Annotated in this window: 21 protein-coding genes and 1 tRNA gene; 17 read left to right on the forward strand and 5 right to left on the reverse strand. The window is 61.9% G+C overall.

What is annotated here, in order from left to right:
• Window positions 1–269: 269 nt before the first annotated feature.
• The 10 genes from ABIB57_RS04790 (at window position 270) to aroA (ending at window position 9646) form a co-directional block, all read left to right on the forward strand.
• Window positions 270–1424 carry a cysteine desulfurase family protein gene (locus ABIB57_RS04790; RefSeq protein WP_354038869.1) on the forward strand — a complete coding sequence of 385 codons (1155 nt, stop codon included), beginning with the start codon at window positions 270–272 and terminating at the stop codon, window positions 1422–1424.
• Between the two features lie 62 nt (window positions 1425–1486).
• Window positions 1487–2986 carry a Fe-S cluster assembly protein SufB gene (sufB, locus tag ABIB57_RS04795; protein ID WP_502914344.1) on the forward strand — a complete coding sequence of 500 codons (1500 nt, stop codon included), beginning with the start codon at window positions 1487–1489 and terminating at the stop codon, window positions 2984–2986.
• Between the two features lie 116 nt (window positions 2987–3102).
• Window positions 3103–3501 (forward strand): hypothetical protein, encoded by a 399-nt coding sequence (locus ABIB57_RS04800; protein WP_354038870.1) that lies wholly within the window; start codon window positions 3103–3105, stop codon window positions 3499–3501.
• Entirely contained in the window at window positions 3494–4033 is a 540-nt protein-coding gene (locus ABIB57_RS04805) for a cupin domain-containing protein (RefSeq protein WP_354038872.1), read from the forward strand. Before ABIB57_RS04800 ends, ABIB57_RS04805 begins: the two co-directional genes overlap by 8 nt.
• Window positions 4034–4088: 55 nt before the next feature.
• Window positions 4089–4850 carry a Fe-S cluster assembly ATPase SufC gene (gene sufC, locus ABIB57_RS04810; protein WP_299726334.1) on the forward strand — a complete coding sequence of 254 codons (762 nt, stop codon included), beginning with the start codon at window positions 4089–4091 and terminating at the stop codon, window positions 4848–4850.
• A 3-nt stretch (window positions 4851–4853) separates the two neighbouring features.
• Window positions 4854–6062 carry a Fe-S cluster assembly protein SufD gene (gene sufD / locus ABIB57_RS04815; protein WP_354038874.1) on the forward strand — a complete coding sequence of 403 codons (1209 nt, stop codon included), beginning with the start codon at window positions 4854–4856 and terminating at the stop codon, window positions 6060–6062.
• A gap of 174 nt (window positions 6063–6236) precedes the next feature.
• Window positions 6237–7457, forward strand: a complete 1221-nt coding sequence (locus ABIB57_RS04820; RefSeq protein WP_354038876.1) for a cysteine desulfurase — start codon at window positions 6237–6239, stop codon at window positions 7455–7457.
• Window positions 7458–7538: 81 nt separating this feature from the next.
• Window positions 7539–7883: an SUF system Fe-S cluster assembly protein gene (locus ABIB57_RS04825; RefSeq protein WP_502914357.1), complete on the forward strand. Its 345-nt coding sequence runs from the start codon at window positions 7539–7541 to the stop codon at window positions 7881–7883.
• Window positions 7884–7936: 53 nt separating this feature from the next.
• Window positions 7937–8317 carry a HesB/IscA family protein gene (locus ABIB57_RS04830; protein ID WP_354038878.1) on the forward strand — a complete coding sequence of 127 codons (381 nt, stop codon included), beginning with the start codon at window positions 7937–7939 and terminating at the stop codon, window positions 8315–8317.
• Between the two features lie 66 nt (window positions 8318–8383).
• Window positions 8384–9646 carry a 3-phosphoshikimate 1-carboxyvinyltransferase gene (gene aroA / locus ABIB57_RS04835; RefSeq protein WP_354038880.1) on the forward strand — a complete coding sequence of 421 codons (1263 nt, stop codon included), beginning with the start codon at window positions 8384–8386 and terminating at the stop codon, window positions 9644–9646.
• 187 nt (window positions 9647–9833) lie between these two features.
• Here aroA and ABIB57_RS04840 read toward each other — a convergent pair whose 3' ends face one another.
• From ABIB57_RS04840 to parE, 3 genes are all read right to left on the reverse strand, one after another.
• On the reverse strand, window positions 9834–10877 hold the full coding sequence (locus tag ABIB57_RS04840; RefSeq protein WP_354038882.1) for a GGDEF domain-containing protein: 1044 nt from the start codon (window positions 10875–10877) through the stop codon (window positions 9834–9836).
• 134 nt (window positions 10878–11011) lie between these two features.
• Entirely contained in the window at window positions 11012–12568 is a 1557-nt protein-coding gene (locus ABIB57_RS04845; RefSeq protein WP_354038884.1) for a DEAD/DEAH box helicase, read from the reverse strand.
• 508 nt (window positions 12569–13076) lie between these two features.
• Window positions 13077–15086 (reverse strand): DNA topoisomerase IV subunit B, encoded by a 2010-nt coding sequence (gene parE, locus ABIB57_RS04850; RefSeq protein ID WP_354038886.1) that lies wholly within the window; start codon window positions 15084–15086, stop codon window positions 13077–13079.
• 196 nt (window positions 15087–15282) lie between these two features.
• Between parE and ABIB57_RS04855 the strand changes: the two genes are divergently transcribed.
• From ABIB57_RS04855 to ABIB57_RS04870, 4 genes are all read left to right on the forward strand, one after another.
• Complete coding sequence (locus ABIB57_RS04855) at window positions 15283–15720, forward strand: hypothetical protein (protein ID WP_354038888.1); 438 nt, start codon at window positions 15283–15285, stop codon at window positions 15718–15720.
• Between the two features lie 26 nt (window positions 15721–15746).
• Entirely contained in the window at window positions 15747–16097 is a 351-nt protein-coding gene (locus ABIB57_RS04860) for a hypothetical protein (protein ID WP_354038890.1), read from the forward strand.
• A gap of 706 nt (window positions 16098–16803) precedes the next feature.
• On the forward strand, window positions 16804–18324 hold the full coding sequence (locus ABIB57_RS04865) for an ATP-binding cassette domain-containing protein (protein WP_354039683.1): 1521 nt from the start codon (window positions 16804–16806) through the stop codon (window positions 18322–18324).
• A gap of 410 nt (window positions 18325–18734) precedes the next feature.
• Complete coding sequence (locus ABIB57_RS04870) at window positions 18735–19391, forward strand: PilZ domain-containing protein (RefSeq protein ID WP_354038891.1); 657 nt, start codon at window positions 18735–18737, stop codon at window positions 19389–19391.
• Between the two features lie 109 nt (window positions 19392–19500).
• Here the strand turns inward: ABIB57_RS04870 and glnA are convergent, their stop codons facing one another.
• Together glnA and ABIB57_RS04880 are read right to left on the reverse strand one after the other, a co-directional pair.
• Window positions 19501–20910 (reverse strand): type I glutamate--ammonia ligase, encoded by a 1410-nt coding sequence (gene glnA, locus ABIB57_RS04875; RefSeq protein ID WP_354038892.1) that lies wholly within the window; start codon window positions 20908–20910, stop codon window positions 19501–19503.
• A gap of 64 nt (window positions 20911–20974) precedes the next feature.
• A complete protein-coding gene (locus ABIB57_RS04880; RefSeq protein WP_046136017.1) occupies window positions 20975–21313 on the reverse strand; it encodes a P-II family nitrogen regulator in 339 nt (112 codons plus the stop codon).
• A 195-nt stretch (window positions 21314–21508) separates the two neighbouring features.
• Between ABIB57_RS04880 and ABIB57_RS04885 the strand changes: the two genes are divergently transcribed.
• The 3 genes from ABIB57_RS04885 to tig all read left to right on the forward strand — a co-directional run bounded on the left by ABIB57_RS04885 (window position 21509) and on the right by tig (window position 23967).
• Window positions 21509–21847: a nuclear transport factor 2 family protein gene (locus tag ABIB57_RS04885; protein WP_354038894.1), complete on the forward strand. Its 339-nt coding sequence runs from the start codon at window positions 21509–21511 to the stop codon at window positions 21845–21847.
• A 609-nt stretch (window positions 21848–22456) separates the two neighbouring features.
• Window positions 22457–22541 (forward strand) — tRNA-Leu (locus ABIB57_RS04890).
• Between the two features lie 46 nt (window positions 22542–22587).
• Window positions 22588–23967, forward strand: a complete 1380-nt coding sequence (gene tig, locus ABIB57_RS04895; RefSeq protein ID WP_354038896.1) for a trigger factor — start codon at window positions 22588–22590, stop codon at window positions 23965–23967.
• Window positions 23968–24047 lie beyond the last annotated feature (80 nt).

Here is a 24047-nt window from a genome sequence, read left to right on the forward strand (position 1 = left end):
GCCATTGCGGCTCTGTTGATATGGCTCGCCGACCCTTTGCGGGAAGCGCTGCGGCTTGACTAAGCGCGCCTCGCTGCCTAATACAGGCATCGAAAAACCAGTTTAGAATTATTCGAAACTCGTGTTTTGGCCGCCATCTGGCGGGGAAGTGCGCCCCTTGTAATGAAAGAGGGCGTCAAATTTCAAGAAGTGTTTGGACTCAAGGGCACAACACCGCCCCAGCCCAGGCATGGAAGCTATGAACGGCGCGCATGCGCCACGGGCCCGTGATGACCAGACCGGCGATCTATCTCGATCATAGTGCCGCGTCTCCGCTGCTGCCGGAGGCCCGCGATGCGCTGGTCGCCGCGCTGGATATGGTGGGCAATCCGGCGTCGGTGCATGGGCACGGCCGGGCGTTGCGCAATGTTATCGAGACCGCGCGCGGGCAAATTGCCAGGCTGGCCGGGGCTGAGCGCAAGCAGGTGGTGTTCACCGGCTCGGCGACTGAGGCGATTACGCAGGCGATTGTCGGCGGGGCCAAGACATTCGGCAGCCATGCTGTAGTGGTCAGCGCCGGTGAGCATACGGCGGTTTTGAAGGCTGCAGAAGCGACGGGACTGCCGGTGCTGGTCGTTGGCCTTTTGGCCGATGGACGGATCGATCTGAACCAGCTTGCTGGATTTCTTGCTGATGCGGACGCGACGAACCAAACGTTTTTGGTGGCCTTGCATTGGGTGAACAATGAAACCGGGGTCGTTCAGCCGATCGAACGGATCAATGCGCTGGTCGGACCGACCCGGCATACTCTGTTCATTGATGCGGCCCAGGCGTTCGGCAAGCTCCCCCTCGAATTTGCCGCCTCGGCACCCGATATGATGGCGGTGGGCGGCCACAAGATTGGCGCGCCGGCAGGTGTCGGTGCGCTGCTGGTCAAGGCGCATGCCGATACGGTTCGGCTGATCCCCGGTGGGGGCCAGGAACAGGGCCGGCGCGGCGGCACGGAAGCGGCGGCCTTGATCGCGGCCTTCGGCGCGGCAGCGGAGAGTTTTGCCGGGCACTATGGCTCGGCGGATGTGAACGCGTTGACAGGCGAGCTCGAAGCCAGCCTTCGGGCGCTGGCGCCGGATGCGGTGATCTTCGGCGAAAATGTCGAGCGGATCGGCAATGTGGTCGATTTTGCGGTACCGGGCGTCAAGAGCACGGTGGCCATGATGGGGCTGGATCTGGACGGGATTTCGGTGTCGTCGGGCTCGGCCTGCTCGTCGGGCAAGGTCGGCGCCAGCCATGTGCTGGCGGCGATGAACGTGCCGAGCGAACTGGCCGAATGCGCGCTGCGCATCAGCCTGGGGTGGAATTCCACCCGCGACGATATTGCCGCGTTTTTGCGTGGCTATGAAACGATCCTCAACCGGCAGCGTGGCCGGCAGGGGAAAGCGGCCTGAGGGCCAAGTATTGACGGCTCGCGGCGCCCTTGAAGCGCCGAGGGGCAATTAGGAGAAGCCAGATGGCTGACTACGACATCCCGACGCTCAAGGAAAACATCGACCGGGAGACCGTCAATTCGGTCCTGGCGCTCGACGTCGACAAGTACAAATACGGCTTCTCGTCCGACATTGAATCCGACATGGCCCCCAAGGGCCTGAGCGAAGACATCGTGCGCTTCATTTCGGCAAAGAAAAATGAGCCCCAGTGGATGCTCGATTGGCGGCTGGAAGCCTATAATCGCTGGCTGACCATGGAAGAGCCGACCTGGGCCAAGGTTCATTACCCGCAGCTCGATTTCCAGGACATGTATTTCTACGCCGCGCCCAAATCGACGCCGGCGCCGACTAGTCTCGATGAAGTCGATCCGGCGCTGCTGGCCATGTACGACAAGCTGGGCATTCCGCTGAAGGAACGCGAAATCCTGGCCGGTGTCGAACGCCCCAATGTGGCGGTCGACGCGGTGATGGATTCGGTTTCGGTCGTGACCACGTTCCGCGAGGAACTGGCCAAGGTCGGCATCATTTTCTGCTCGATCTCCGAAGCCATTCGCGAGCATGGCGAGCTGGTGCAGAAGTACCTGGCATCGGTGGTGCCGGTCTCGGACAACTACTATGCGACGCTCAACAGCGCCGTCTTCACCGATGGCTCGTTCGTCTACATCCCCAAGGGCGTTCGCTGCCCGATGGAACTGTCGACGTATTTCCGCATCAACGAAAAGAAGACCGGCCAGTTCGAGCGTACGCTCATCATCGCCGAGGCAGACAGCTATGTGAGCTATCTGGAAGGCTGCACCGCGCCGATGCGCGACGAGAGCCAGCTGCACGCCGCCGTGGTCGAACTGGTGGCGCTGGAAAATGCCGAGATCAAGTACTCGACGGTGCAGAATTGGTACCCGGGCGACAAGGACGGCAAGGGTGGCATCTACAATTTCGTCACCAAGCGTGGCGACTGCCGTGGCGACAATTCCAAGATTTCCTGGACCCAGGTCGAAACCGGCTCGGCCATCACCTGGAAATATCCCAGCTGCATCCTGCGCGGCGACAACTCGCGCGGTGAGTTCTATTCGATCGCCATCTCGAACGGCTACCAGCAGGTCGATAGCGGCACCAAGATGATCCATCTGGGCAAGAACACGTCCAGCCGCATCATCGCCAAGGGCATCGCCGCCGGCTTCTCGGACAACACCTATCGCGGCCAGGTATCGGCCCATGCCAAGGCCAAGGGGGCGCGCAACTTCACGCAGTGCGACAGCCTACTTATTGGCGACAAGTGCGGGGCCCATACCGTGCCCTATATCGAAAGCCGCAACGCGACCGCGGTGTTCGAGCATGAGGCGACCACGTCCAAGATTTCGGACGACCAGATGTTCTATTGCCAGCAGCGCGGCCTGTCTGACGAGGAAGCGGTGGCGCTGATCGTCAACGGCTTCGTCCGCGACGTGCTGCAGCACCTGCCGATGGAATTCATGGTGGAGACGCAGAAGCTGATCTCGATCAGCCTCGAAGGCAGCGTCGGCTAATGAGCAAGCCTCATGGGCTATCGGCAGGGATACTGAGGACGAGGCGCCAATATTGGTTCGCGTTGTTTCGCCCTGTGCCGATGACGGCCCACGATCGACAATTGCAGGAGCCTCAGTTGCCGGCGATACTCGCCATGCTTCCTCGTTCAGGAGTCGACCTTGCACCGCGGTTCATAGGCTTAACGCGGGTACAAGCCATTCGTCCTGTTGCGCCAATGGGCGTCGTGGTGGCGCTGGCCGCGGTCATCGGTCTTGCGATAGCACTAGCGCTCTTCATCGGTGACGGAATCCAGAATTTGATTGCGGCCGCCGCTGTTCTGGTGGGCGTCGCTATAATGCTTGCGCTCCTGTGCCGCGGTCGGCTTGATCCAAACTACTACGTCGAAGACTACGATGAAGCCCGTGATGCGGAACGCCGCGCAAGTGGCAAGCAGCCGTGGTTGGACTGGGCCCCCAACCAGTCGGGCCTCGGCCGGGTGCAGACGGCTAACTCGAAGGCAAAAGACAATGGCTGACCAGCAGACCCAAGCACCGGTCATCTCGCTTGGCGACCTTACGCTCGATAACTGGGAGCGGGGCACGCTCTACAAGTCGGCGGATGTTTCGTTCGGCAAGCTGCTGGGCCTCAAGGGGCTAGGCATCAGCTATAATGAGGTGCCGGCCGGCAAATCGAGCTGTCCGTTCCACAACCACCACGTCGAGGACGAGTTGTTCGTCATCCTTGAGGGCGAAGCGACTTATCGGTTTGGCGCGCAGTCCTTTGCGGTCAAGGGCGGCGATGTGCTTGGCGCCCCGGCTGGCGGCCAGGATACGGCGCACCAGATCATCAATACCGGCAGCGTGACCCTGCGGTATCTAGGCGTCTCGACGATGGCAGCAACCGAGGTCTGCGAATACCCGGACTCGGGGAAGTTCCTTGTGACCAGCCGCCCGGCGGCCGGACAACCGGCCCAGCATATCTATGATGCCAATGACAAAAAGCTGCGGCAAATGGGTCGCGATGGCATTGGGCACCTCGACTACTGGGATGGCGAACCGGGCGCGTGAGGCGCCCCATCCCCCAAATTCGGCGCTCGGCGCCAACACTTATCGGAGACTATCTATGACCACCCCAATCCTTGAAATCCGCAACCTGCATGCGCGCATCGAAGACCGCGAAATCCTCAAGGGCGTGAACCTGATCATCCCGCCCGGCCAGGTGCATGCCGTGATGGGCCGTAACGGCTCGGGCAAGTCGACGCTGAGCTATGTGCTGGCCGGTAAGGAAGACTATGAGATCACCGAGGGCGAAGTGCTGCTCGACGGGCAAGACCTGCTGGCAATGGAGCCCGACGAGCGCGCTGCCGCCGGCCTGTTCCTGGCGTTCCAGTACCCTATCGAAATCCCCGGCGTCGCCACCATGACCTTCCTCAAGGCGGCGATGAATGCGCAGCGCAAGAAGCGCGGTGAACCAGAAATGCTGACGCCCGACTTCATGCGCGCGGTCAAGCAGGCCGGCGTCGATCTCAACGTCGACAATGACATGCTGAAGCGTCCGCTCAATGTTGGTTTTTCGGGCGGCGAGAAGAAGCGCGCCGAAGTGCTGCAGATGGCGCTGTTGCAGCCGAAAATGTGTATTCTCGACGAGACCGATAGCGGGCTCGACATCGACGCGCTGCAGGTCGTTGCCAAGGGCGTCAACGCGCTGCGTTCGGCTAATCGCTCGATGCTGGTGATCACGCACTATCAGCGCCTGCTGAACCATATCGTGCCCGACGTGGTGCATGTGTTCTCGGATGGTCGGATCGTCGAGAGCGGCGACAAGGACCTGGCATTGCAGCTCGAAGCCAAGGGCTATGCCGACTTCGACAACGCGGCGGCCTGATCCATGAAGCAGACCATGCCCGTCCGCCTGAGCGCGGCAGAAAACACGTTGATCGAACAGCTGACCGGCCTTGGCGCCACGGTGGAAGCCGAGCGCATGACCATGGCCGGCCTGCCGACCCGACGCGTCGAGAGCTATCACTATACCGACCTCAAGATGCTGCTGAAGGCGGTTCCGCCTTTGGCGCAGGCCGCCAATGAAGCCAGCGCCCCGGCGCTGCGCGTGGCTGGCGCACACCAGATCATGATCGCCAATGGACGCGTGCAGGAGAGTGGCACGGCACCGGCTGGCGTCATCATCGGCAAGGCAGACGGCGCGGCGCTGACCAGCCGTGACGATGTGCTGGTGCATCTCAATGGCGCGCTGGCCAAGGAAACGCTGACCCTGACGCTCGACGGCACGGTCGATCCCGTGGTGCAGATCGATCGGCGCACCGAAGGCGCGGCTGCCCATTCGGCCAGTTCGGCGCGAATTTTCGTGGCAGACAATGCCTCGGCGGTCGTGCTGGAGACCTATTCCGGCTCCGACGCGGCCCATGTCGCCAATCACGCGAGCTACGTCACCATCGGCAAGAACGCGGTGCTCACGCATATCACCCTCGATCTGAGCAGCAAGTCCGCGACGCACTTCGCCACCAATGAGTACACGCTCGCCGAAGGCGCCAAGCTGCGCACGCTGACCATCCACGCCGGGGCAGGGCTCGCCCGCTCGCAGGTGTTCGCCCGGTTTGCCGGGGAGGGGGCACATGCCGACTTCACCGGGCTGAACCTGGTGGATAACGGCCAGCATCTCGATATCGCCATAGATATCAACCACGCCGTGCCCAATACGACCAGCCAGGAGCTGTACAAGCAGATCGCGCGTGGCCGCTCCAAGGCGGTGTTCCAGGGGCGCATCATGGTGTCCCGCGACGCGCAGAAGACCGATGCCAAGATGATGATGCAGGGTCTGATGCTGTCGGACGAGGCGGAAATCCTCTCCAAGCCGGAGCTTGAGATTTATGCCGACGACGTGGTCTGCGGCCACGGTTCGACCTGCGGTCAGCTCGACGAAGACTCGATGTTCTACCTGATGAGCCGTGGCATTCCAAAGGCGGAAGCCGAGACCATGCTGGTGCGCGGGTTCCTCGAGGAACTCGTTGACCCGATCGCGGACGAAGCCCTGGCCGAAGCGCTGCATGGCGTGATCGATGGGTGGCTGCTCGGGAAGTGATTTGCGGCCTCTTCACCTCTCCCTTTGGGGGAGAGGTCGGCGCGTAGCGCCGGGTGAGGGGGCCTTGGACGGGTCAGGTGCGAGGGGAAGGCCCCTCACCCGACCGACGACGGTCGACATCTCCCCCAAAGGGAGAGGTGAAGAAGCAGCGGCGCTTGCCGCAGGAACTAACTTATGACCTTCGACCTCGAAAAAGTCCGTGCCGATTTCCCGATCCTGGCCGAGCAGATTCACGGCCATCGGCTGGTCTATCTCGATAGCGGCGCATCGGCGCAGAAGCCGGTGCAGGTGTTGGACCGGATGGATTATGCCTTCCGGCACGAATACGCCAACGTCCACCGCGGCTTGCATACGCTCGCCAACCGGGCGACGGAGGCCTATGAGGGCGGCCGCGAGGCGGTGCGCAAGTTCATCAATGCCGCACGACCCGAAGAGATCATCTTCACCCGCTCGGCGACCGAGGCGATCAACCTGGTTGCGTCGTCGTTTGCCGGTCCGCGCATCGGCGAGGGTGACGAGATCGTCACCACGATCATGGAGCATCACTCCAACATCGTGCCCTGGCACTTCCATCGCGAGCGCAAGGGCGCGGTGATCCGCTGGGTCGATGTGACCGACGACGGCAGCCTGGATATGGCCTCGTTCGAGGCGGCGTTGACCGATCGCACGAAGATCGTCGCGGTGACGCATATGTCCAACGTGCTGGGCACGGTCAATCCGGTCAAGGCTATCATCGAAATCGCGCATGCGCGCGGCATTCCCGTGCTGGTCGATGGATCGCAAGGCGCCGTTCACACCAAGGTGGACGTGCAGGACCTCGGCGCCGATTTCTACATCATGACTGGCCACAAGCTTTATGGGCCGACCGGCATCGGCGTGCTCTATGGCAAATATGACCTGCTGGCGGAAATGCAGCCCTATCAGGGTGGCGGCGAGATGATCGATACGGTGACGCTCGACAGTGTGACCTATAACGAGCCCCCGCACCGCTTCGAGGCTGGCACACCGCCAATCGTGCAGGCGATCGGGCTGGGCGCGGCGCTGAAATACATGGATGAGCTGGGGCGCGAGGCGATTGCCGCCCACGAGGCCGAGGTCGCCGACTATGCTCATGAGCGGCTCAGCCGCATCAATTCGCTGCGCCTGATCGGCACGGCGCCGGGCAAGGGTGGCATTTTTTCGTTCGAAATCAAGGGCGCTCATGCCCATGACGTTTCCACTATTCTCGACCGCTACGGCATTGCCGTGCGGGCGGGGACCCACTGCGCCCAGCCACTGCTCAAACGTTTCGGTGTCACCTCTACCTGCCGCGCCTCCTTCGCCCTATATAACGGCAAGGACGACGTGGACGCGCTGGTGGACGGCATCGAACGCGCCCAGAAATTTTTCGCGTAAGCGAGGACTGAAATGACCGACGAATTCGAGATCGACGAATCCAAGATCGCTCCTGCACCGGCACTCCCGGAGCCGCCGCGAATCGTGCCGAACCATACCGGTTCGCTCCCTGAAGCCGATGTGGAGCGCATCACCAGCGACCTGATCGGCGCGCTCAAGACCGTCTATGACCCGGAAATCCCGGTCGATATCTATGAGCTGGGCCTGATCTACAAGGTCGACCTGGACGACGACCGGAACCTTGTCATCGACATGACGCTGACCGCGCCGGGTTGCCCGGTGGCCGGCGAAATGCCCGGCTGGGTGGAAAACGCCGCCCGCGCCGTCGAAGGTATCCAGGACGTGACGGTCAATATGGTGTTCGATCCCCCCTGGGATGCCAGCCGCATGAGCGAAGAAGCCCAGGTCGCGCTGAACTGGTGGTAATTTCCGTCGCGACGCGCTATATATCGTGAATTGACGATAGACGAGGTTTCCCGATGGCTTTCAAGATCATGTCGCTGACCGATGCCGCTGCCGAACGCATCACCGAGATCATCGAAGATTCGGAAAAGCCCGTGATCGGTCTGCGCGTGGGTATCAAGAATGCCGGTTGCGCGGGCGTGTCCTACACCATGGACTACGTCGCCGAGCCGGTGAAGGGCGACGACCACGTCACCGACAAGGGCGTGGACGTCTGGGTCGATCCCAAGGCGACCATGTACCTGCTCGGCACGGTGATGGATTTCGAGGTCGCCAAGATGAGCTCGACCTTCACCTTCAAGAACCCCAACCAGACCGGCGCCTGCGGCTGCGGCGAGAGCATCACGCTCAAGGCAGCCGATCTCAAGGCGATCGCGGAAGCGCGCGCCACGGCCTGATTGCGTCGGGCATGCATTTGGCCTAACAGGCAGGGGCAATTTCGGCTCCAGCTTTAGAGTAGTCCAATGACCGCATTGCCCGCGGCCCTGACCCTTATTCCGCCCACTCATCCCCTGGTGGGGCGCGTGTCGCCTCCCGGCTCCAAATCCATCACCAATCGCGCGCTGCTGCTGGCGGCGCTGGCGGACGGCACCAGCCGACTGACCGGCGCGCTCAAGAGCAAGGATACCGTGCTGATGGCCGCCGCCTTGCGGCAAATGGGCGTGAGCATCGAGGAGCCGGACGCGACCAGTTTCGTCGTCACCGGGACTGGCAAGCTGACGGCGCCCGACGGGCCGCTATTCTTGGGCAATGCCGGCACGGCGACGCGCTTCCTCACCGCAGCGGTGGCGACGGTGGATGGCACGGTGATCGTCGATGGCGACGCGCATATGCGCCTGCGCCCCATTGCGCCGCTGGTGACCGCATTGCGTTCGCTGGGGATCGATGCAGCGGCCGAAACCGGCTGCCCGCCGATCACCATTCACGGCAAGGGCAGCTTCGGGCGGGGGCGGGTCGAGATCGATAGCGGGCTGTCCAGCCAGTATGTGTCCGCCCTGCTGATGGCGGCACCGATGGGCGAAGGCCCGATAGAGGTGGCACTGACCGGCTCCGATATCGGTGCACGCGGCTATGTCGACCTGACGCTGGCGGCAATGCGAGCTTTCGGCGCCAAGGTGGAGCAGGTCGATGCCGGCACATGGCGAGTGCAGCCCACCGGCTATAGCGCAGCCGACTTCGTCATCGAGCCAGATGCGTCGGCCGCAACCTACCTGTGGGGCGCAGCGGCACTCACGGGCGGCGACATCGACTTGGGCGTGGCTTCCGATGCCTTCACCCAGCCAGACGCGCTGGCGCAGGCCGTGATCGCGCAATTTCCCAATCTGCCCGCAGTGATCGATGGCTCGCAGATGCAGGATGCTGTGCCGACCATCGCGGTGCTGGCGGCGTTCAACACCACGCCGGTGCGGTTCGTGGGGATCGCCAATCTGCGCGTCAAGGAATGCGATCGGATTTCGGCGCTATCGACAGAGCTCAACCGGATTAGGTCGGGTCTGGCGCGGGAGGAGGGGGACGATCTGGTGGTCAACAGCGATCCGACCCTGGCGGGGCAGACCTTGCCGGCGCGGATCGAGACCTATGCCGATCACCGCATCGCCATGAGCTTTGCGCTGGCGGGGCTCAGGATCGGCGGGATCACCATTCTGGACCCAAGCTGCGTCGGCAAGACCTATCCCGATTACTGGGACATGCTGGCGGGTTTGGGCGTGGGTATGGTTGGCGAGTAACGGCGGGACAACTGTCGCTGCATTAAAGCTTCACCCATCCCTCCCACTATCCTTCCCGCGGGCTTGACCCGCGGGCCACTCGCCGCTTGTGCGATGCTGATAGAGGCCCTCGGATCAAGTCCGAGGGGATCGGTGGGGGGAGAGTCCAAGGCAGCCTGGTTTTGCGTGCCAGGGGCAGCAGCCAGGCCTACGCCGCCCGGATCGCCGCCAGGTCGATCTCGCTGACGACGCGGTTGCGGCCGGCGTGTTTGGCGGCGTAGAGGCAGCGGTCGGTGCGTTCGATCAGGGAACTGGCCGTGTCCGAAGGATGGAACACCGCCACGCCGAACGAGGCGGTGATGCGGCCCAGCTTTTCGTTGGTCGAGCGCTTCATCAATTCCTTGGCGGCGATGGCCTTGCGGATGTTCTCCGCCACGATCATCGCGCCTTCAAGGTCCGTCGAGGGGAGGATGGCGACGAATTCCTCACCACCATAGCGCGCCGCCAGGTCCTTGCTCTTGATGTTGGACTTGAGCGTCATCGCCACGAGGCGCAGGACCTGGTCGCCGGTCTGGTGGCCATAGGTGTCGTTGAAATTCTTGAAATAATCGATGTCGAGCAGCAGCAGGCAGAGCGGATTGCCATTGGTGCTGGCATCGGCCATCGCGGCGGCAAGGCCTTCGTCAAAGCTCTTGCGGTTGGCGATTTTGGTCAACGGATCGAGCAGGGATTCGCGCCGGACATCGTCGAGGTCACGCTGCAGCGAGGCGATATCGTCGCGCGAGGCTTCGAGCTGCATTTCCAGCGCACGGTTGGTGTCCTGCATGCGCCGGGTTTCGGCCAGCAGGCGGTCGGCCAGGGTCTTCATGGCCGGACCGGTGATCTCGCGGTCGAGGTCGCCGCTGGCTGCCTGCAGCGAGCCCGAATAGGCGTTGGCCGTGGTCATGGCGGAATCGATAGCGTCATGCACCGCCTCGATGCGCGCGTGCATGCGTTCCGAGACGTGGGAAATGCGGTCGTTGACGTCCGACTTCAGGAATTCGTTGTACAGCGTCTCCGCCAGGTCGAGCGTCGGTGACTGGCCAGCGCGGAAGATCGCATTGATCCGGTCGTTCAACGTCGGATTGACGCCGGTCGCATAGGTATAAAGCAGCTCATAGAACTGCGGATAGGGCGGAATCCCGCTGCGCTTAAGCAGGTCGAAAGCCGAATTGGCATAACCAAGCGCGCGTTTGAATTCCTGTTCCGACACAGCGTCCCCCGCGCCTCAGGCGCTTACAGCAACGGCATTCGCCGCAAGCATCGCATGTTTAAGTACCGCGTCAAAAGTAAGGATGACAACTATAGTTGCCATCCTTTCAACTGACTTAGCCAAAAAGAGCCCGTTTATTCAGCTTTTATGCCGGTGGGTCGCAGCAGGAAGGCCGGGACCGGACCATCGCTACCAAAAGGCGAGCTCGAATCGATACCCGAATCGTCTGACTGGCCAGCGGCCGGCTGTGGCGGACGGGTGCGTGACGGCCGTGCCGGCGGTTTGATCGCCGCAAGCTGACGTGCCGTCAACGGCGCCGGCGCAGGCGTCGCAACGACAGGAGCCTCGGTCGGTGCAGCATCGCGCGGGGCTTCCTGCACTGGGCGGGTCCGTGGCGCACGAGCAGGCCGCTCACGCGGTGCGGCGGGCACGGCGGCTTCGGCGTCCACGGTTGGAGTTGCCGCCTCAGGGCGCGTCCGGGCGCCGCCACGGCGGGACCGGGGAACACGCGGCTTGGCCTCGGTAGCCCCGCCTTCCGCAGGTGCGGAAGCCTTGGGGGCCGAGCCGGTGTCGAGCCAGGCGATGTCGCGCTGGATCAGCTTGACGATGGCATCGAGATGCTTGCCGTCAGCCGGGGCAACCAGCGTATAGGCCGCGCCGGAGCGGCCGGCACGGCCGGTACGACCAATGCGGTGGACATAGTCCTCGGCATGAACCGGCACGTCGAAGTTGAAGACGTGGCTGACCGCGGGGATATCGAGCCCACGCGCCGCCACATCGCTGGCGACAAGCAGGGTGAGGCGGTTGTTCTTGAACGCGTCGAGCGTTTCGGTGCGGCTCTTCTGGTCCATGTCGCCATGCAGGCCACCGGCGGAAAAGCCATGACGCTCGAGCGAGCGGGCCAAGGTGGCCACATCGCGCTTGCGATTGCAGAAAATGATGGCGTTGGTCAGCCCATCGGCGCCGCGGAGCAGATCGCGCAGCGAAGCGCGCTTGTCCTCGGGCTTGGACGAGACCTTGACCAGCTTCTGGTCGATGGTATCGGCGGTCGATGCGGCGCGAGAAACCTGCACATGCACCGGGTCTTTCAGGAATTTCTTGGTCAGCCGCTCGATCTGCGCATCCATGGTGGCGGAGAACAGCATGGTCTGGCGCCGTGGCGGCAGGCGACTGACGATCTTTTCGATGTCGTCGATGAAACCCATGTCCAGCATGCGGTCGGCTTCGTCGATCACAAGGATCTCGACGCCGTTCAGCATGATCTTGCCGCGATCGATCTGGTCGAGCAGGCGGCCCGGCGTGGCGATCAGCACATCGACGCCACGATCGAGCTTCTTGTTCTGGTCTTCAAAGCTCACGCCGCCGATAATCAGCGCCATGGTGAGACGGTGGTTCTTGCCGTACTTCTCGAAGTTCTCGGAAACCTGCGCGGCGAGTTCGCGCGTCGGCTCCAGAATGAGCGTGCGCGGCATGCGGGCGCGGGCGCGGCCATTCTCCAGCAATGTCAGCATGGGCAGGACGAACGATGCCGTCTTGCCGGTGCCCGTCTGGGCAATGCCGATAACGTCCTTCTTCTCAAGGATATGCGGGATGGCCTGCGCCTGAATTTCGGTCGGCTTGGTATATCCCGCGGCGGTCACCGCATCGGTTACTTTGCTCGAAAGGCCAAGTCCGGAAAAATCGTCGGTCAAATTCAGTCGATCCACTCAATGGTGTTACCCGGTGCCTGATCCGCTCGAGACATTCGAAACGGGGCCGGGAGATAGGCGCACGGCAACTGCGGGAGCAGCGGCGGCGTCAGGAAGGCGGACGAAAAGGAAACGCGAGGCGTCCGCTTTCTAACTTTGGCCAACCGGACGGGTGTGCAGAACCTGCAAATCGACGGCAAGGCCCTGAGGCATCTTCAGCCAAGGCGGACATGGTCCAAGACGATCTGGACAACAGTTATGCCGTCAAGCCGGAAAATGCTCCAGCGGCGCGGACCATAGCGCAAAGGCCTTATCTGTCAACGGGGTTGAAGGAATTGAGGCAATTGCGGTTAAAGGGGGAGGCCGTCGCTGCTCCCCTTAACCTCTCCCTTTGGGGGAGAGGTCGACCGTCTTCGGTCGGGTGAGGGGGCCTTACTGGGTGCGATGCGAGGGGACGGCCCCCTCACCCGGCGCTGCGCGCCGACCTCTCCCCCAAGGGAGAGGTGAAGAGTCAGATATCCAGGTCGTGCACGAAGGCGGCGTTTTCCTGGATGAAGTCGAAGCGGGCTTCGGGCTTGGTGCCCATCAGGCGATCGACGCTGTAGGCGGTGCCCTCGGCGTCGCTCTCGATCTTGACCTGGAGCAGGGTGCGCGTCTTGGGCGACATGGTGGTTTCGCGCAGATGGGCAAACGGCATTTCGCCCAGGCCCTTGAAGCGGGTGATGTCGACCTTGCTCTTGCCGGTGAACTCGGTTTCCATCAGCTCGTCCTTGTGCGCGTCGTCGCGCGCATAGAGCGTCTTGGGGCCCTGGCTGATGCGGTAGAGCGGCGGCAGGGCCAGGAACAGATGCCCGCCATCGATCAGCTTGGGCATTTCCTGGAAGAAGAACGTCATCAGCAGCGCGGCGATATGGGCGCCGTCGACATCGGCGTCGGTCATGATGATGATCTTGTCGTAGCGCAGATCGTCCTCGCGATAACGATCGCGTGTGCCGCAGCCCAAGGCCTGGATCAGGTCAGAGATGAGCTGGCTGGCGGCCATCTTTTCTCGGCTGGCGCCGGCGACGTTGAGAATTTTGCCACGCAGCGGCAGCACGGCCTGGCTGGCACGGCTGCGCGCCTGCTTGGCGCTGCCGCCGGCCGAGTCACCCTCGACAATGAACAGTTCCGCGCCCTGGGCCGCCCCTTGGGTGCAATCGGCCAGCTTGCCGGGCAGCCGCAGCTTGCGGGTGGCGCTGGCGCGGTCGATTTCCTTGTCCTTCTTGCGGCGCAAGCGCTCCTCGGCGCGCTCGATCGCCCAATCCATCAGCTTGCCGGCCTGGTTGGGGGAGGCGGCGAGCCAATGATCGAAGGCGTCGCGCAGGGCGGTGTCGACGATGCGGGTGGCCTCGCCGGACGCCAGCTTGTCCTTGGTCTGGCCAACGAATTCGGGCTCGCGCACGAAGACCGACAGCATGGCGCTGCAATGGGCGAACACGTCCTCGGCGGTCAGGATCGCGGCGGCTTTGTTCTTGGTCAGCTCGGCATAGCTCTTGAGACCGCGCAGGACCGCGGTGCGGAGGCCCGTTTCGTGGGTGCCGCCATCCGGGGTAGGGACGGTGTTGCAATAGGAGGAGACGCCGCCGTCGCCCAGGGTCCAGGCGATGGCCCATTCGGTGGCGCCATGGGTGCCGGGCTTGCCGCTTTGGCCGGAGAAGATGTCGTCCACGATGCGGGTTTCGCCCTCGATGCGGGCGGTCATGAAGTCGCGCAGGCCATCGGGGTAGTGGAAGGTGGCGCGCGCAGGGCATTCGTCAGTGGCCAGAGCCTCGTCGCAGGACCATCGCAGTTCGACGCCGCCGAATAGGTACGCCTTGGCGCGCGTCATCCTGAACAGGCGCAGTGCCGAGAATTTGGCCGTGTCGCCGAAGATTTGCGGATCGGGATGGAAGCGTGTCGTGGTGCCGCGGCGGTTGTTCACGCGGCCCATCGGCTGGATGTCGCCGACCGGTTTGCCGCGCGAGAACGCCAGCCGGTAAAGCTGCTGCTCGCGGGCGACTTCGACGATCATGTCGTCGGAGAGGGCGTTGACCACCGAAATGCCGACGCCGTGGAGGCCCCCGGAGGTCTCGTAGGCCTTGGAATCGAACTTGCCGCCGGCATGGAGCACGGTGTGGACGATTTCGAGAGTCGAGCGGCCGGGATATTTCGGATGGTTTTCGACGGGAATACCGCGGCCGTTATCGGTGACGGTGATGTATCCATCTTCGCCAAGATGGACTTCGATGCGGCTGGCATGGCCGGCAATGGCCTCGTCCATGGAATTGTCGATGACTTCGGCGAACAGGTGATGCAGCGCGTTGACGTCGGTGCCACCGATATACATGCCGGGGCGGCGACGAACCGGCTCAAGGCCTTCGAGGACTTCGATATCGGCAGCCGAATAGCTGCCCGTGGTCGGCCCGGTGCGCGGCACTTCGGGCTTGGCCTTGGGGGCAGGCGTGGAGCTCGGGGCGCCGAAAAGGTCGTTGGCTTGCGACATTGATCATCCATGCTGGCGGGCGAATCAGCCCGATTGTCTTTTACCATATTCGCGCAAAACGGCGCCCCCGCCACGCCATCGCCGTCAACCTGAACAGTGGATGAACGGATAATTTCGCTGGGGTTCAACCGGCGCGTGCGATCTTGGCCGGCTGATGCGCACATCGTGCATGCGTGGGGCCACGGGAGTAGCCGAAATGACCATGATGCCAGCCAAGTTCAAGTCCGTCATCCGCGCCGCCATCATCGCCCTCGCTTTGGGCGGCAGCGTCATGGCGACGATTCCCGCGCAGGCGCAGCAGGGGCCGGCCTTCAGTTTGAACCTCAACGTTCCCGGCGGGCAAGGGGCCACGACCTTCGGTGGCGGCAACGGCTTTGGCCCACGTCATCACGATAGCATCGGCCAGCGCTGCATGACCAATCGCGAGATCCGGCGTGGCATCGAGGCCAATGGCTACGAGCGGGTCGAAATCCGGCGCGAGCTGTCGCGCGATCGTGTTGAAGTGGCTGGACAGAACGGCAACTGGCTCTATTCGATGCGCGTTGATAAGTGCAGTGGTGAAGTTGACCGGGTGCAGCGCATCCGCCGGGTGCAAGGCGGCGGGTTTGGCCTGCAGTTCAACTTCGGCAACTGAGCCACCACGGTGCGAGGATACGGACAATGACGAACGACAGGATTCACACCACGGTGCGGGCAATCGCGATCGCCGCGCTGCTGGGGCTGGGCGCGGTGGCGGCGCCGGCCATGGCGCAATCGCCGGGTTTCGGCTTCGGACCCGGTTTCGATGACCGGCCGGGCGATCGCTTCGATCCGCCGCTGCCGATGTGCATGACCGATAATCAGATCAGGCAGACCATCGCTGAATATGGCTACAGCCATATTTCGCTCAATGTGCCCAACGATAAGCGGATTCAGGTGCGCGGCACGCTGGATGGCACGGTTTATCTGATAAAATTCAACTATTGCACCGGCCGCATCGAGGACCGGGACGCGTTGCGCCGCGCCCAGTAATCCAGTTTCCAGACAGATTGGTCCCAAGATGGGGCGCGATCTTTACCAAGCGTTTGCTTCTTGAAAGCACTTTATTAAGTGCGTCTTGGTATAAAAAACGCATACGGCCTGTGTTTGAGTAGCCGTATCCGAGCACCCGACGGAGCAGGTTTGATGTATCAGGCAACTCCGTCGCGCTCATTGTGGACCGACAATTGGCTGCAAGCCGGATTTAGTAGTATTGCGTACCGGCTTGCCCATTTGTCCTTTCACCGTCTGTTTGCGGTGACGCTGGCCTCCATGGTTTTCTACTTCTGCTGAAAGACCGTCCGGAAGTTCTACTCCGGCGGCCATATGCAGCGATTTTCTGCGCTTCCGGTGCTTACGTACACAACGTACGCTGCGCTCCGGTTCTCGAAGACCGCCGCGTCTGACTCGCCAGAGCGAATTTCCAAACGGTCTTGACGTTGATCTTGCTGGCCAGGCCAGTTATGGATTGGCTCATTCCAACACCAGCGCCGAGGGAGGGCCGCATGAGAGTCTGTTTCGCGCATCGTCAGCACGGCCCCATTCCCGCCCTGTGGCTCAAGCTGCAGGGCTGACCGGAACTGGTTCGGACTTCATCCTAGTCTCGTCCTTCTGGTTTGCCCGTCGTGGCGTTGCATAAGCAACGCTGGGGACCATGGCGCTCGATCACGGATCGCGCCGCACCAGAAAGACTTCGATCATGGGCTCGATCAGCCTCCGCAATGCCGGCCTTGTGGCCACCGATACCCTCTTCTCCAATCTGAATATCGTCCTCGCCGATGGCGACCGCGTTGGCCTCGTGGCCGGCAACGGCAATGGCAAGACCACCTTGCTGCGTGCCATGGCCGGGCTGGGCGAACTGACTTCCGGCGAGATCGTGCGCTCGCGCGGATTGCAGGTGGGCTATGTCGAGCAGGACATGCCGGACGACACGTTCGAGCTGACACTGTACCAGGCGATCCTCGCGGCGCTGCCGCCGGCGGACCGGGACAGCGATAGCTGGCGCGTCGACGTGGTGCTCGATGAGTTCGAAACGCCTGATGCCATGCGGCACCGGCTGATCCGCGAACTGAGCGGCGGCTGGCAGCGGATCGGGCTGATCGCTCGCACCTGGGTGCTGCAGCCCGATGCGCTACTGCTCGATGAGCCGACCAATCATCTGGACCTCGGCAAGCTCATCCAGTTGGAAAACTGGATCAATCAGGCGGCCAAGAACATCCCCGTGGTGATCGCCAGCCATGACCGGCAATTCCTCGACGCGACGACCAACCGGACGCTGTTCCTGCGGCCCGGCGAGTCGCATTATTTCGCTCTGCCTTACAGCAAGGCGCGGGTGGCGCTGGACGAAGTCGACGTGGCGGCCGAGGCCAAGCGCGAAAAGGACTTCAAGGAGGTCGGGCGCTTGCGCAAGCAGGCGGCCAAGCTGACCAATATCGGGATCAACTCGGGGAGCGATCTTCTCGTGGTCAAATCCAAGCAGTTGCGCGACCGAGCCGAAAAGCTCGAAAGCAGCGCGCTATCGCTGCACAAGGAGCGCTCGGGCGAAATCAGGCTGAGCAATAGCGGGACCCATGCGCGGGTGCTGGTGGCGATCGAGAATCGCGACGTGACCACGCCGGACGGCACAAAACTGTTCCGCATCGACAAGTTGCACATTTTCCAGGGCGACCGGCTGGTCATCCTGGGGCGCAATGGCACGGGCAAGTCGCAGTTCATGGGACTGATCCATCGCGCCATGCTGGGGCAGGCGGAGGAGGGCATCCGCATCAGCCCGTCGGTGGTGCCCGGCTATGTCGATCAGGGCATGTCGCAATTGCCGGTCAAGGGCTCGCCCATCGAGTTCATCACATCCCGTTTCGACCAGGGCGACCAGCGCAGCCTCAGCCTGCTGGCTGCAGCGGGCTTTCCGCCGGAAAAGCAGGATCGGCCTATCGCGCAGCTTTCATTCGGCCAGCGGGCACGGCTGGGGCTGCTGGCGCTGCGGCTGAGCCAGCCGAACTTCTATCTGCTGGACGAACCGACCAACCACGTCGACATCGCCGGACAGGAAAAGCTGGAGGAGGAAATCCTCGCCCACGAAGCGACCTGTATCCTGGTGTCGCATGATCGCAGCTTCGTGCGGGCGCTGGGAAGCCGGTTTTTCGCGATCGATGGGCGGCGGTTGAAAGAGGTCGACGGGCCGGAGCCGTTCTTCGCGCAAATGGCGGCGGAAGCCAGCTAGAAGCGGCCGGCGCGCAAATGGGCCGAGGTGAAGGTGCCGTAATGCGGGCCGCTGCCCATGTAGATGAGCACCAGCACGATGAGAGCGACGACAAACACGAGATTCCAGTTCATTTGCGCGCGCCATGGTTGGAGGACTGGCGCGCAAAGGCCATGGCGGCGCTGAACTGGTGGTGAATGGACGTGGGCGGTCGGGAGAGATAAGGGTTCAGGCGAACTGCAAGGCGGTCAGCTAAAGAATGGCACCAGAATAACCATTCTGTACAGTCTGTACAAAATGCAAATGCAGGTGTTACTTTGTGCTGGCGAATAACAAATCCGCAGGTATCGCCTAATAAACCTGAAAATACTCATTAAGGATTTCTCCGTATGCTTGGGTGATGACCATGCCTGGCGAGGGGAGCCTGCGTTTTGGAAGCATATCAGCCATTCCTGATGTCCAAACTGGCCCGACGCCAGGACGTTCGCTTTATCGGCGCGATGCCGGGTCGCTATACCTTGTCGGATCGCAAGATCAGCGATCCGTCCGAAGTCGAGGTCTATGCGTGCCGGCTGTGCTCCATCTCCCCGCAAGCGGCCGTGGTTGAAGCGCCGGTGCGGGCCGAGCCGGGAGAGACCGTCGCGGCTTATTTCGATGATTTCGGGATCATCAGGGCGAAGGCGACCCGGCAATTGCCGACCGGCTTCGCCATGGAGCTGCTGCTGGATGATAACGAGCGCGCCAAGCTGGCGGCACAGATCAAATGGCGCAAGCGCCAGGCGGTCAGCCGGGAGCCCGACAAGCGGGAATATCCGCGCATCCAGCCGCAGGAGCCCTGCACCCTGCTCACCCTGCCGGATGGCGGCCATCTGCCGTGCTTCGTCATCGACATTTCCCAATCCGGCGCCGCTGTGTCGGCCGCCGTGCTGCCCGCCCGGGGCACGCCGGTGGCGGTGGGAGGCCTGATTGGGCGCGTGATCCGCCGGCTCGATGTTGGCTTTGCGGTGCAGTTCACCGAAATTCACGAGTTGAAACACCTCGAGCGCTTGCTGGCGCCACCCGCAAAGGCGATGAAAGAGGTCGGGTGACGCTCAACAGTGGGCCGGCCGGCTACATGCGGCAGTCGTCTCCTGTCCCGTCGCGGGGACCGAAAAAAAAGGGCCCCGAAGGGCCCTTTCTCATTCGTTCTATCAACCCTTAGGCCGAGTAGTACATTTCGTATTCGACTGGATGCGGGGTGTGCTCGAACTTGATCACTTCCGTCATCTTCAGCTCGATATAGCTGTCGATCTGGTCGTTTTCGAAGACGCCGCCAGCGGTCAGGAACTCGCGGTCCTTGTCCAAGCTTTCAAGGGCTTCGCGCAGCGAACCGCAAACGGTCGGGATCTGCTTGAGCTCTTCCTTGGGCAGGTCGTACAGATCCTTGTCCATCGGGTCGCCGGGATGGATCTTGTTCTTGATGCCATCGAGGCCGGCCATCAGCATGGCGGCAAAGCCCAAATAGGGGTTTGCCAGCGGATCGGGGAACCGGACCTCGACGCGCTTGGCCTTCGGCGACTGACCGAACGGGATACGGCAGGAGGCCGACCGGTTGCGCGCCGAATAGGCCAGCAGCACGGGAGCCTCGAAGCCGGGAACCAGACGCTTGTAGGAGTTGGTGGTCGGGTTGGTGAAGGCGTTGATGGCCTTGGCATGCTTGATGATGCCGCCGATGTAGTAGAGCGCGTCCATCGACAGGCCGGCATACTGGTCACCCGCGAAGGTGTTCTTGCCGTCTTTCCAGATCGACTGGTGCACGTGCATGCCCGAACCGTTGTCGCCATAGACGGGCTTGGGCATGAAGGTTGCGGTCTTGCCATAGGCATTGGCAACCTGCTGGATCACGTACTTGTAGATCTGCACGCTATCGGCAGCCTTGATCATCGGGCAGTACTTGATGCCCAGTTCGTGCTGGGCCGAGGCCACTTCGTGGTGATGCTTTTCGATCGGCACGCCCATGGCGCCCATGGCTGCCAGCATTTCGCCGCGCATGTCCTGCGCAGTGTCCAGCGGCGGCACGGGGAAGTAGCCCTTCTTGAGAGCGATATGGTGGCCGTTATTGCCGGCTTCGTAGTCGGTGTCGTTGTTAATCGGCAGTTCCGAGCTGTCGACCGAGAAACCGACCTTGTAGGTGGTGTTGGAATAACGGACGTCGTCGAAAATGAAGAATTCGGGCTCAGGTCCGAAATAGACTGCGTCGCCCAGGCCCAATTCCTTGAGGTAGGCTTCGGCCTTCTTGGCCGTGGTGCGCGGATCGCGCGAATAGGGCTGGTAGGTCAACGGCTCGAGAATGTCGCAGTTGATGGCCAGGGTCGAGGCGCCGAAGAATGGGTCCATATAGGCCGATTCCGGATCGGGCATCAGCACCATGTCGGACTCGTTGATGGCCTTCCAGCCGGCGATCGAGGAGCCGTCGAACATGGTGCCTTCTTCGAACAGGTCTTCGTCGACCATGGTCTGATCGAAGGTCACATGCTGCAGCTTGCCGCGCATGTCGGTGAAGCGAAGATCGACATAAAGGATGTTCTCGTCCTTGATGCGCTTGAGGATATCGGCTCCGGTGGTCATTGATTACCCCTGTAGGTTCGGATTCTTGTTGGTATTGCGGCGCGGCGTGTTCGAGGGGAGGACCCTAGAGCGCGTCGTCGCCGAATTCGCCGGTACGGATGCGGATGGCTTGCTCGATCGAATAGACGAAGATCTTGCCGTCGCCAATGCGACCGGTTTGCGCTGCATTGCGGATCGCCTCGATGGCCTTTTCCGCCAGATCATCGGGGCACACGACCTCGACTTTGACCTTGGGCAGGAAGTCCACCACATATTCGGCGCCGCGATAGAGTTCGGTATGGCCCTTTTGACGACCAAAGCCCTTGGCCTCGGTCACGGTGATGCCCTGAAGACCCACTTCCTGCAGTGCCTCTTTGACTTCGTCGAGCTTGAATGGCTTTACGATAGCCTCGATTTTTTTCAATTGAGCCTCCACTTCGCGGGTAAACGCGGTTACCGCCAATCGTATGCACGGGCTGTGCCAGCAGTGAAATAGCCCAAAAAACCCTGCGACTGGAAAGAGTTAACGGGGTATGAGGATCACCGGCACGGGGCTGGACCCGGGACCCGTGATCATATTATGTGCAGTTTGCCCAATTAGTAAGCAGGAGAGCGCGTCATGACGCCAGTAGCAATCGTCGAAGAGCAGTTCGCTGCCTATAATGCGCGCGATCTGGAGCGTTTCATGGCGTGTTTCGCCGATACGGTCCGCGCCGTCCGCCTGCCGGACATGGTGACGACGCTGGATGGCAAAGCGGCCTATGCAGCCTTCTATGCCCGCGAGCGCTTTGTCCATGACGGGCTGCGGGCGGAACTCGTGAACCGCATCGCCTATGGCAACAAGGTCATCGATCACGAATTGATCCATGGACTGGGACCGGACCCTATCGAGACTGCGATCATGTTCGTGATCGAGGACGGGCTGATCGCCATGGCATTCGCTATTCCCGGCAAATAGCAACGCAGCCTTTGACTACAGAGTGTCACAAATGCCTTGCTCACAAAACGTCACAGTTGGAGGGGTGAGTGTCGTTCCGGGTGGGATTAGGCCAGCCCAACATGCCGCGTATTTCAACTCAACATGCACATAGGTCTTGTCGCTCGACCACGATGCCGGGTTCATCAAGCTGGTCCTCCATGTGAACCAGTAGTCCCGAACAGAGTTCATGCTTTCAATAGTGGAATTTGTTTCACGAGCGGCCTCATCCAATTCCTCTATGGTGCGAGGGCAGATTTGCGCGGTCACGTCTCGTGCTTCGCGGACTCCGCGGCCATCGCTAAGCAGAACATCAATTGAGTGCGCTGTTTCGCTCCGAAAATACCGCTCGGAGATCATGTAGGTCACCTCTACAGCGCCAATCGCCAGCAATAGCACAATAGCCAAAACCCCGGCCAGCACGATTGGCTTTCGGACAATATTCATGGACACCGAGGACCGACTGACTGTGGCGTGACGATTGCGAGGAGACCTAGCCCCTTCATCCATTCCACGCAAATCGCCAAGCTAGCCTTTGACTGGCCCATAAACTTAGGCTAGACCCACGCGCAACCCGGCCAGCGGGCATTTGCGGGTGTGGCGGAACTGGTAGACGCACTGGATTTAGGTTCCAGCGCCGCAAGGCGTGGAGGTTCGAGTCCTCTCACCCGCACCAAAAACACCGCCGGCCTCAGGACACGAACAATACGGGATTGAACCGAATGCAGGTTACCGAAACCCTCAACGAGGGCCTGAAGCGTAAATTGAGCGTCACCATTCCCGCCAAGGATTTGGTGACCCGGCTCGATGCCAAGCTCGTCGAACTCAAGGGCCAGGCGTCCATCAAGGGCTTCCGCCCAGGCAAAGTGCCGACCGCGCACCTCAAGAAGGTCTATGGCCGCTCCGCCATGAGCGAAGTGATGCAGGACGCGATCAACGCGACCGTCTCCGAGACGCTGGACAGCCGCTCCGAGCGCGCTGCGGCCCAGCCCAAGGTCGACCTGCCCGAAGACCAGGCCAAGATCAACGACGTGCTGGACGGCAAGGCCGACCTGGCATTCGACGTCGAGTATGAAGTGCTGCCGCCGGTCAAGCTGATGGAACTCAAGGGCGTCAAGCTGACCCGCCCTGTGGTTGACGTCACCGAAGAAGAAATCGACGCCGAAGTGAACCGCGTGTTCGCCCAGAACCGCGGCTATGAAGACAAAGGCGACGAAGGCGTCGTCGAAACCGGCGACCGTCTTGGCCTGTCCTTCGTCGGCAAGGTCGATGGCAAGCCCTTCGATGGCGGTACCTCCGATCACGCGCACCTGACCGTTGGGTCGGGCGAATTCATCCCCGGCTTCGAAGAGCAGCTCGTGGGCATGAAGAAGGGCGAAAGCCGCGAAGTGAAGGTGACCTTCCCCAAGGATTACCAGAGCGAAGAACTGGCCGGCAAAAAGGCCGTGTTCGACGTCACCGTGCTGCATGTCGACGGCCCCAATGCCGGCGAGCTGAACGACGAATTCGCCAAGAAACTGGGCGTCGATGACGTCGCGGCACTGCGCGAAGCCGTCAAGGGCCAGATGGAGCAGGCTTTGGCTTCTATGAGCCGCCAGCACGTCAAGCGCCAGATTCTCGATGCGCTCGACGAGGGCCACAAGTTCGACGTTCCCGGCCAGCTGGTCGAAGCCGAGTTCGAGCAGATCTGGAACCGCGTCAAGCACGAAGTCGAGGCTCATGGCCGAAGCTTCGAGGACGAAGGCACCACCGAGGAAGCCGCCCGCGAACAGTACCGCACCATTGCCGAGCGCCGCGTGCGCCTGGGCCTGGTCGTCGCTGAAATCGGCAACGTCAACAATGTCGACGTGACCGAGGAAGAGCACCAGCAGGCGCTGATCGCCGAAGTGCGCCGCTTCCAGGGCCAGGAACAGCAGGTTTACGACTATTACCGCAAGAACCCCCAGGCCCTGGCCGGCCTGCGCGCGCCCGTGTTCGAGAACAAGGTCGTCGACTTTGTCTCCGAGCTGGCCGAGCAGACCGACAAGAAGATGACCCGCGCCGAACTGGCCAAGCTCATCCAGGCCGACGAAGATGATGTTCCCGAAGAGCACCATCATTAAGCGCTTAGCGGATTGATTTTTGAAAGCCGCCCAGAAATGGGCGGCTTTTTTGTTTGTATAGACACTGCGTTCCGGAGTTT

It is taken from the genome of Devosia sp. UYZn731, from assembly GCF_040546795.1.
Taxonomy (GTDB): domain Bacteria; phylum Pseudomonadota; class Alphaproteobacteria; order Rhizobiales; family Devosiaceae; genus Devosia.

Coding starts and splice junctions, on each gene's coding strand:
- ABIB57_RS04790 (WP_354038869.1), top strand. CDS start 270: ATGACCAGACCGGCGATCTATCTCGATCATAGTGCCGCGTCTCCGCTG.
- sufB (WP_502914344.1), top strand. CDS start 1,487: ATGGCTGACTACGACATCCCGACGCTCAAGGAAAACATCGACCGGGAG.
- ABIB57_RS04805 (WP_354038872.1), top strand. CDS start 3,494: ATGGCTGACCAGCAGACCCAAGCACCGGTCATCTCGCTTGGCGACCTT.
- sufC (WP_299726334.1), top strand. CDS start 4,089: ATGACCACCCCAATCCTTGAAATCCGCAACCTGCATGCGCGCATCGAA.
- sufD (WP_354038874.1), top strand. CDS start 4,854: ATGAAGCAGACCATGCCCGTCCGCCTGAGCGCGGCAGAAAACACGTTG.
- ABIB57_RS04820 (WP_354038876.1), top strand. CDS start 6,237: ATGACCTTCGACCTCGAAAAAGTCCGTGCCGATTTCCCGATCCTGGCC.
- ABIB57_RS04830 (WP_354038878.1), top strand. CDS start 7,937: ATGGCTTTCAAGATCATGTCGCTGACCGATGCCGCTGCCGAACGCATC.
- aroA (WP_354038880.1), top strand. CDS start 8,384: ATGACCGCATTGCCCGCGGCCCTGACCCTTATTCCGCCCACTCATCCC.
- parE (WP_354038886.1), bottom strand. CDS start 15,086: ATGTCGCAAGCCAACGACCTTTTCGGCGCCCCGAGCTCCACGCCTGCC.
- ABIB57_RS04855 (WP_354038888.1), top strand. CDS start 15,283: ATGACCATGATGCCAGCCAAGTTCAAGTCCGTCATCCGCGCCGCCATC.
- ABIB57_RS04860 (WP_354038890.1), top strand. CDS start 15,747: ATGACGAACGACAGGATTCACACCACGGTGCGGGCAATCGCGATCGCC.
- ABIB57_RS04865 (WP_354039683.1), top strand. CDS start 16,804: ATGGGCTCGATCAGCCTCCGCAATGCCGGCCTTGTGGCCACCGATACC.
- glnA (WP_354038892.1), bottom strand. CDS start 20,910: ATGACCACCGGAGCCGATATCCTCAAGCGCATCAAGGACGAGAACATC.
- ABIB57_RS04885 (WP_354038894.1), top strand. CDS start 21,509: ATGACGCCAGTAGCAATCGTCGAAGAGCAGTTCGCTGCCTATAATGCG.
- tig (WP_354038896.1), top strand. CDS start 22,588: ATGCAGGTTACCGAAACCCTCAACGAGGGCCTGAAGCGTAAATTGAGC.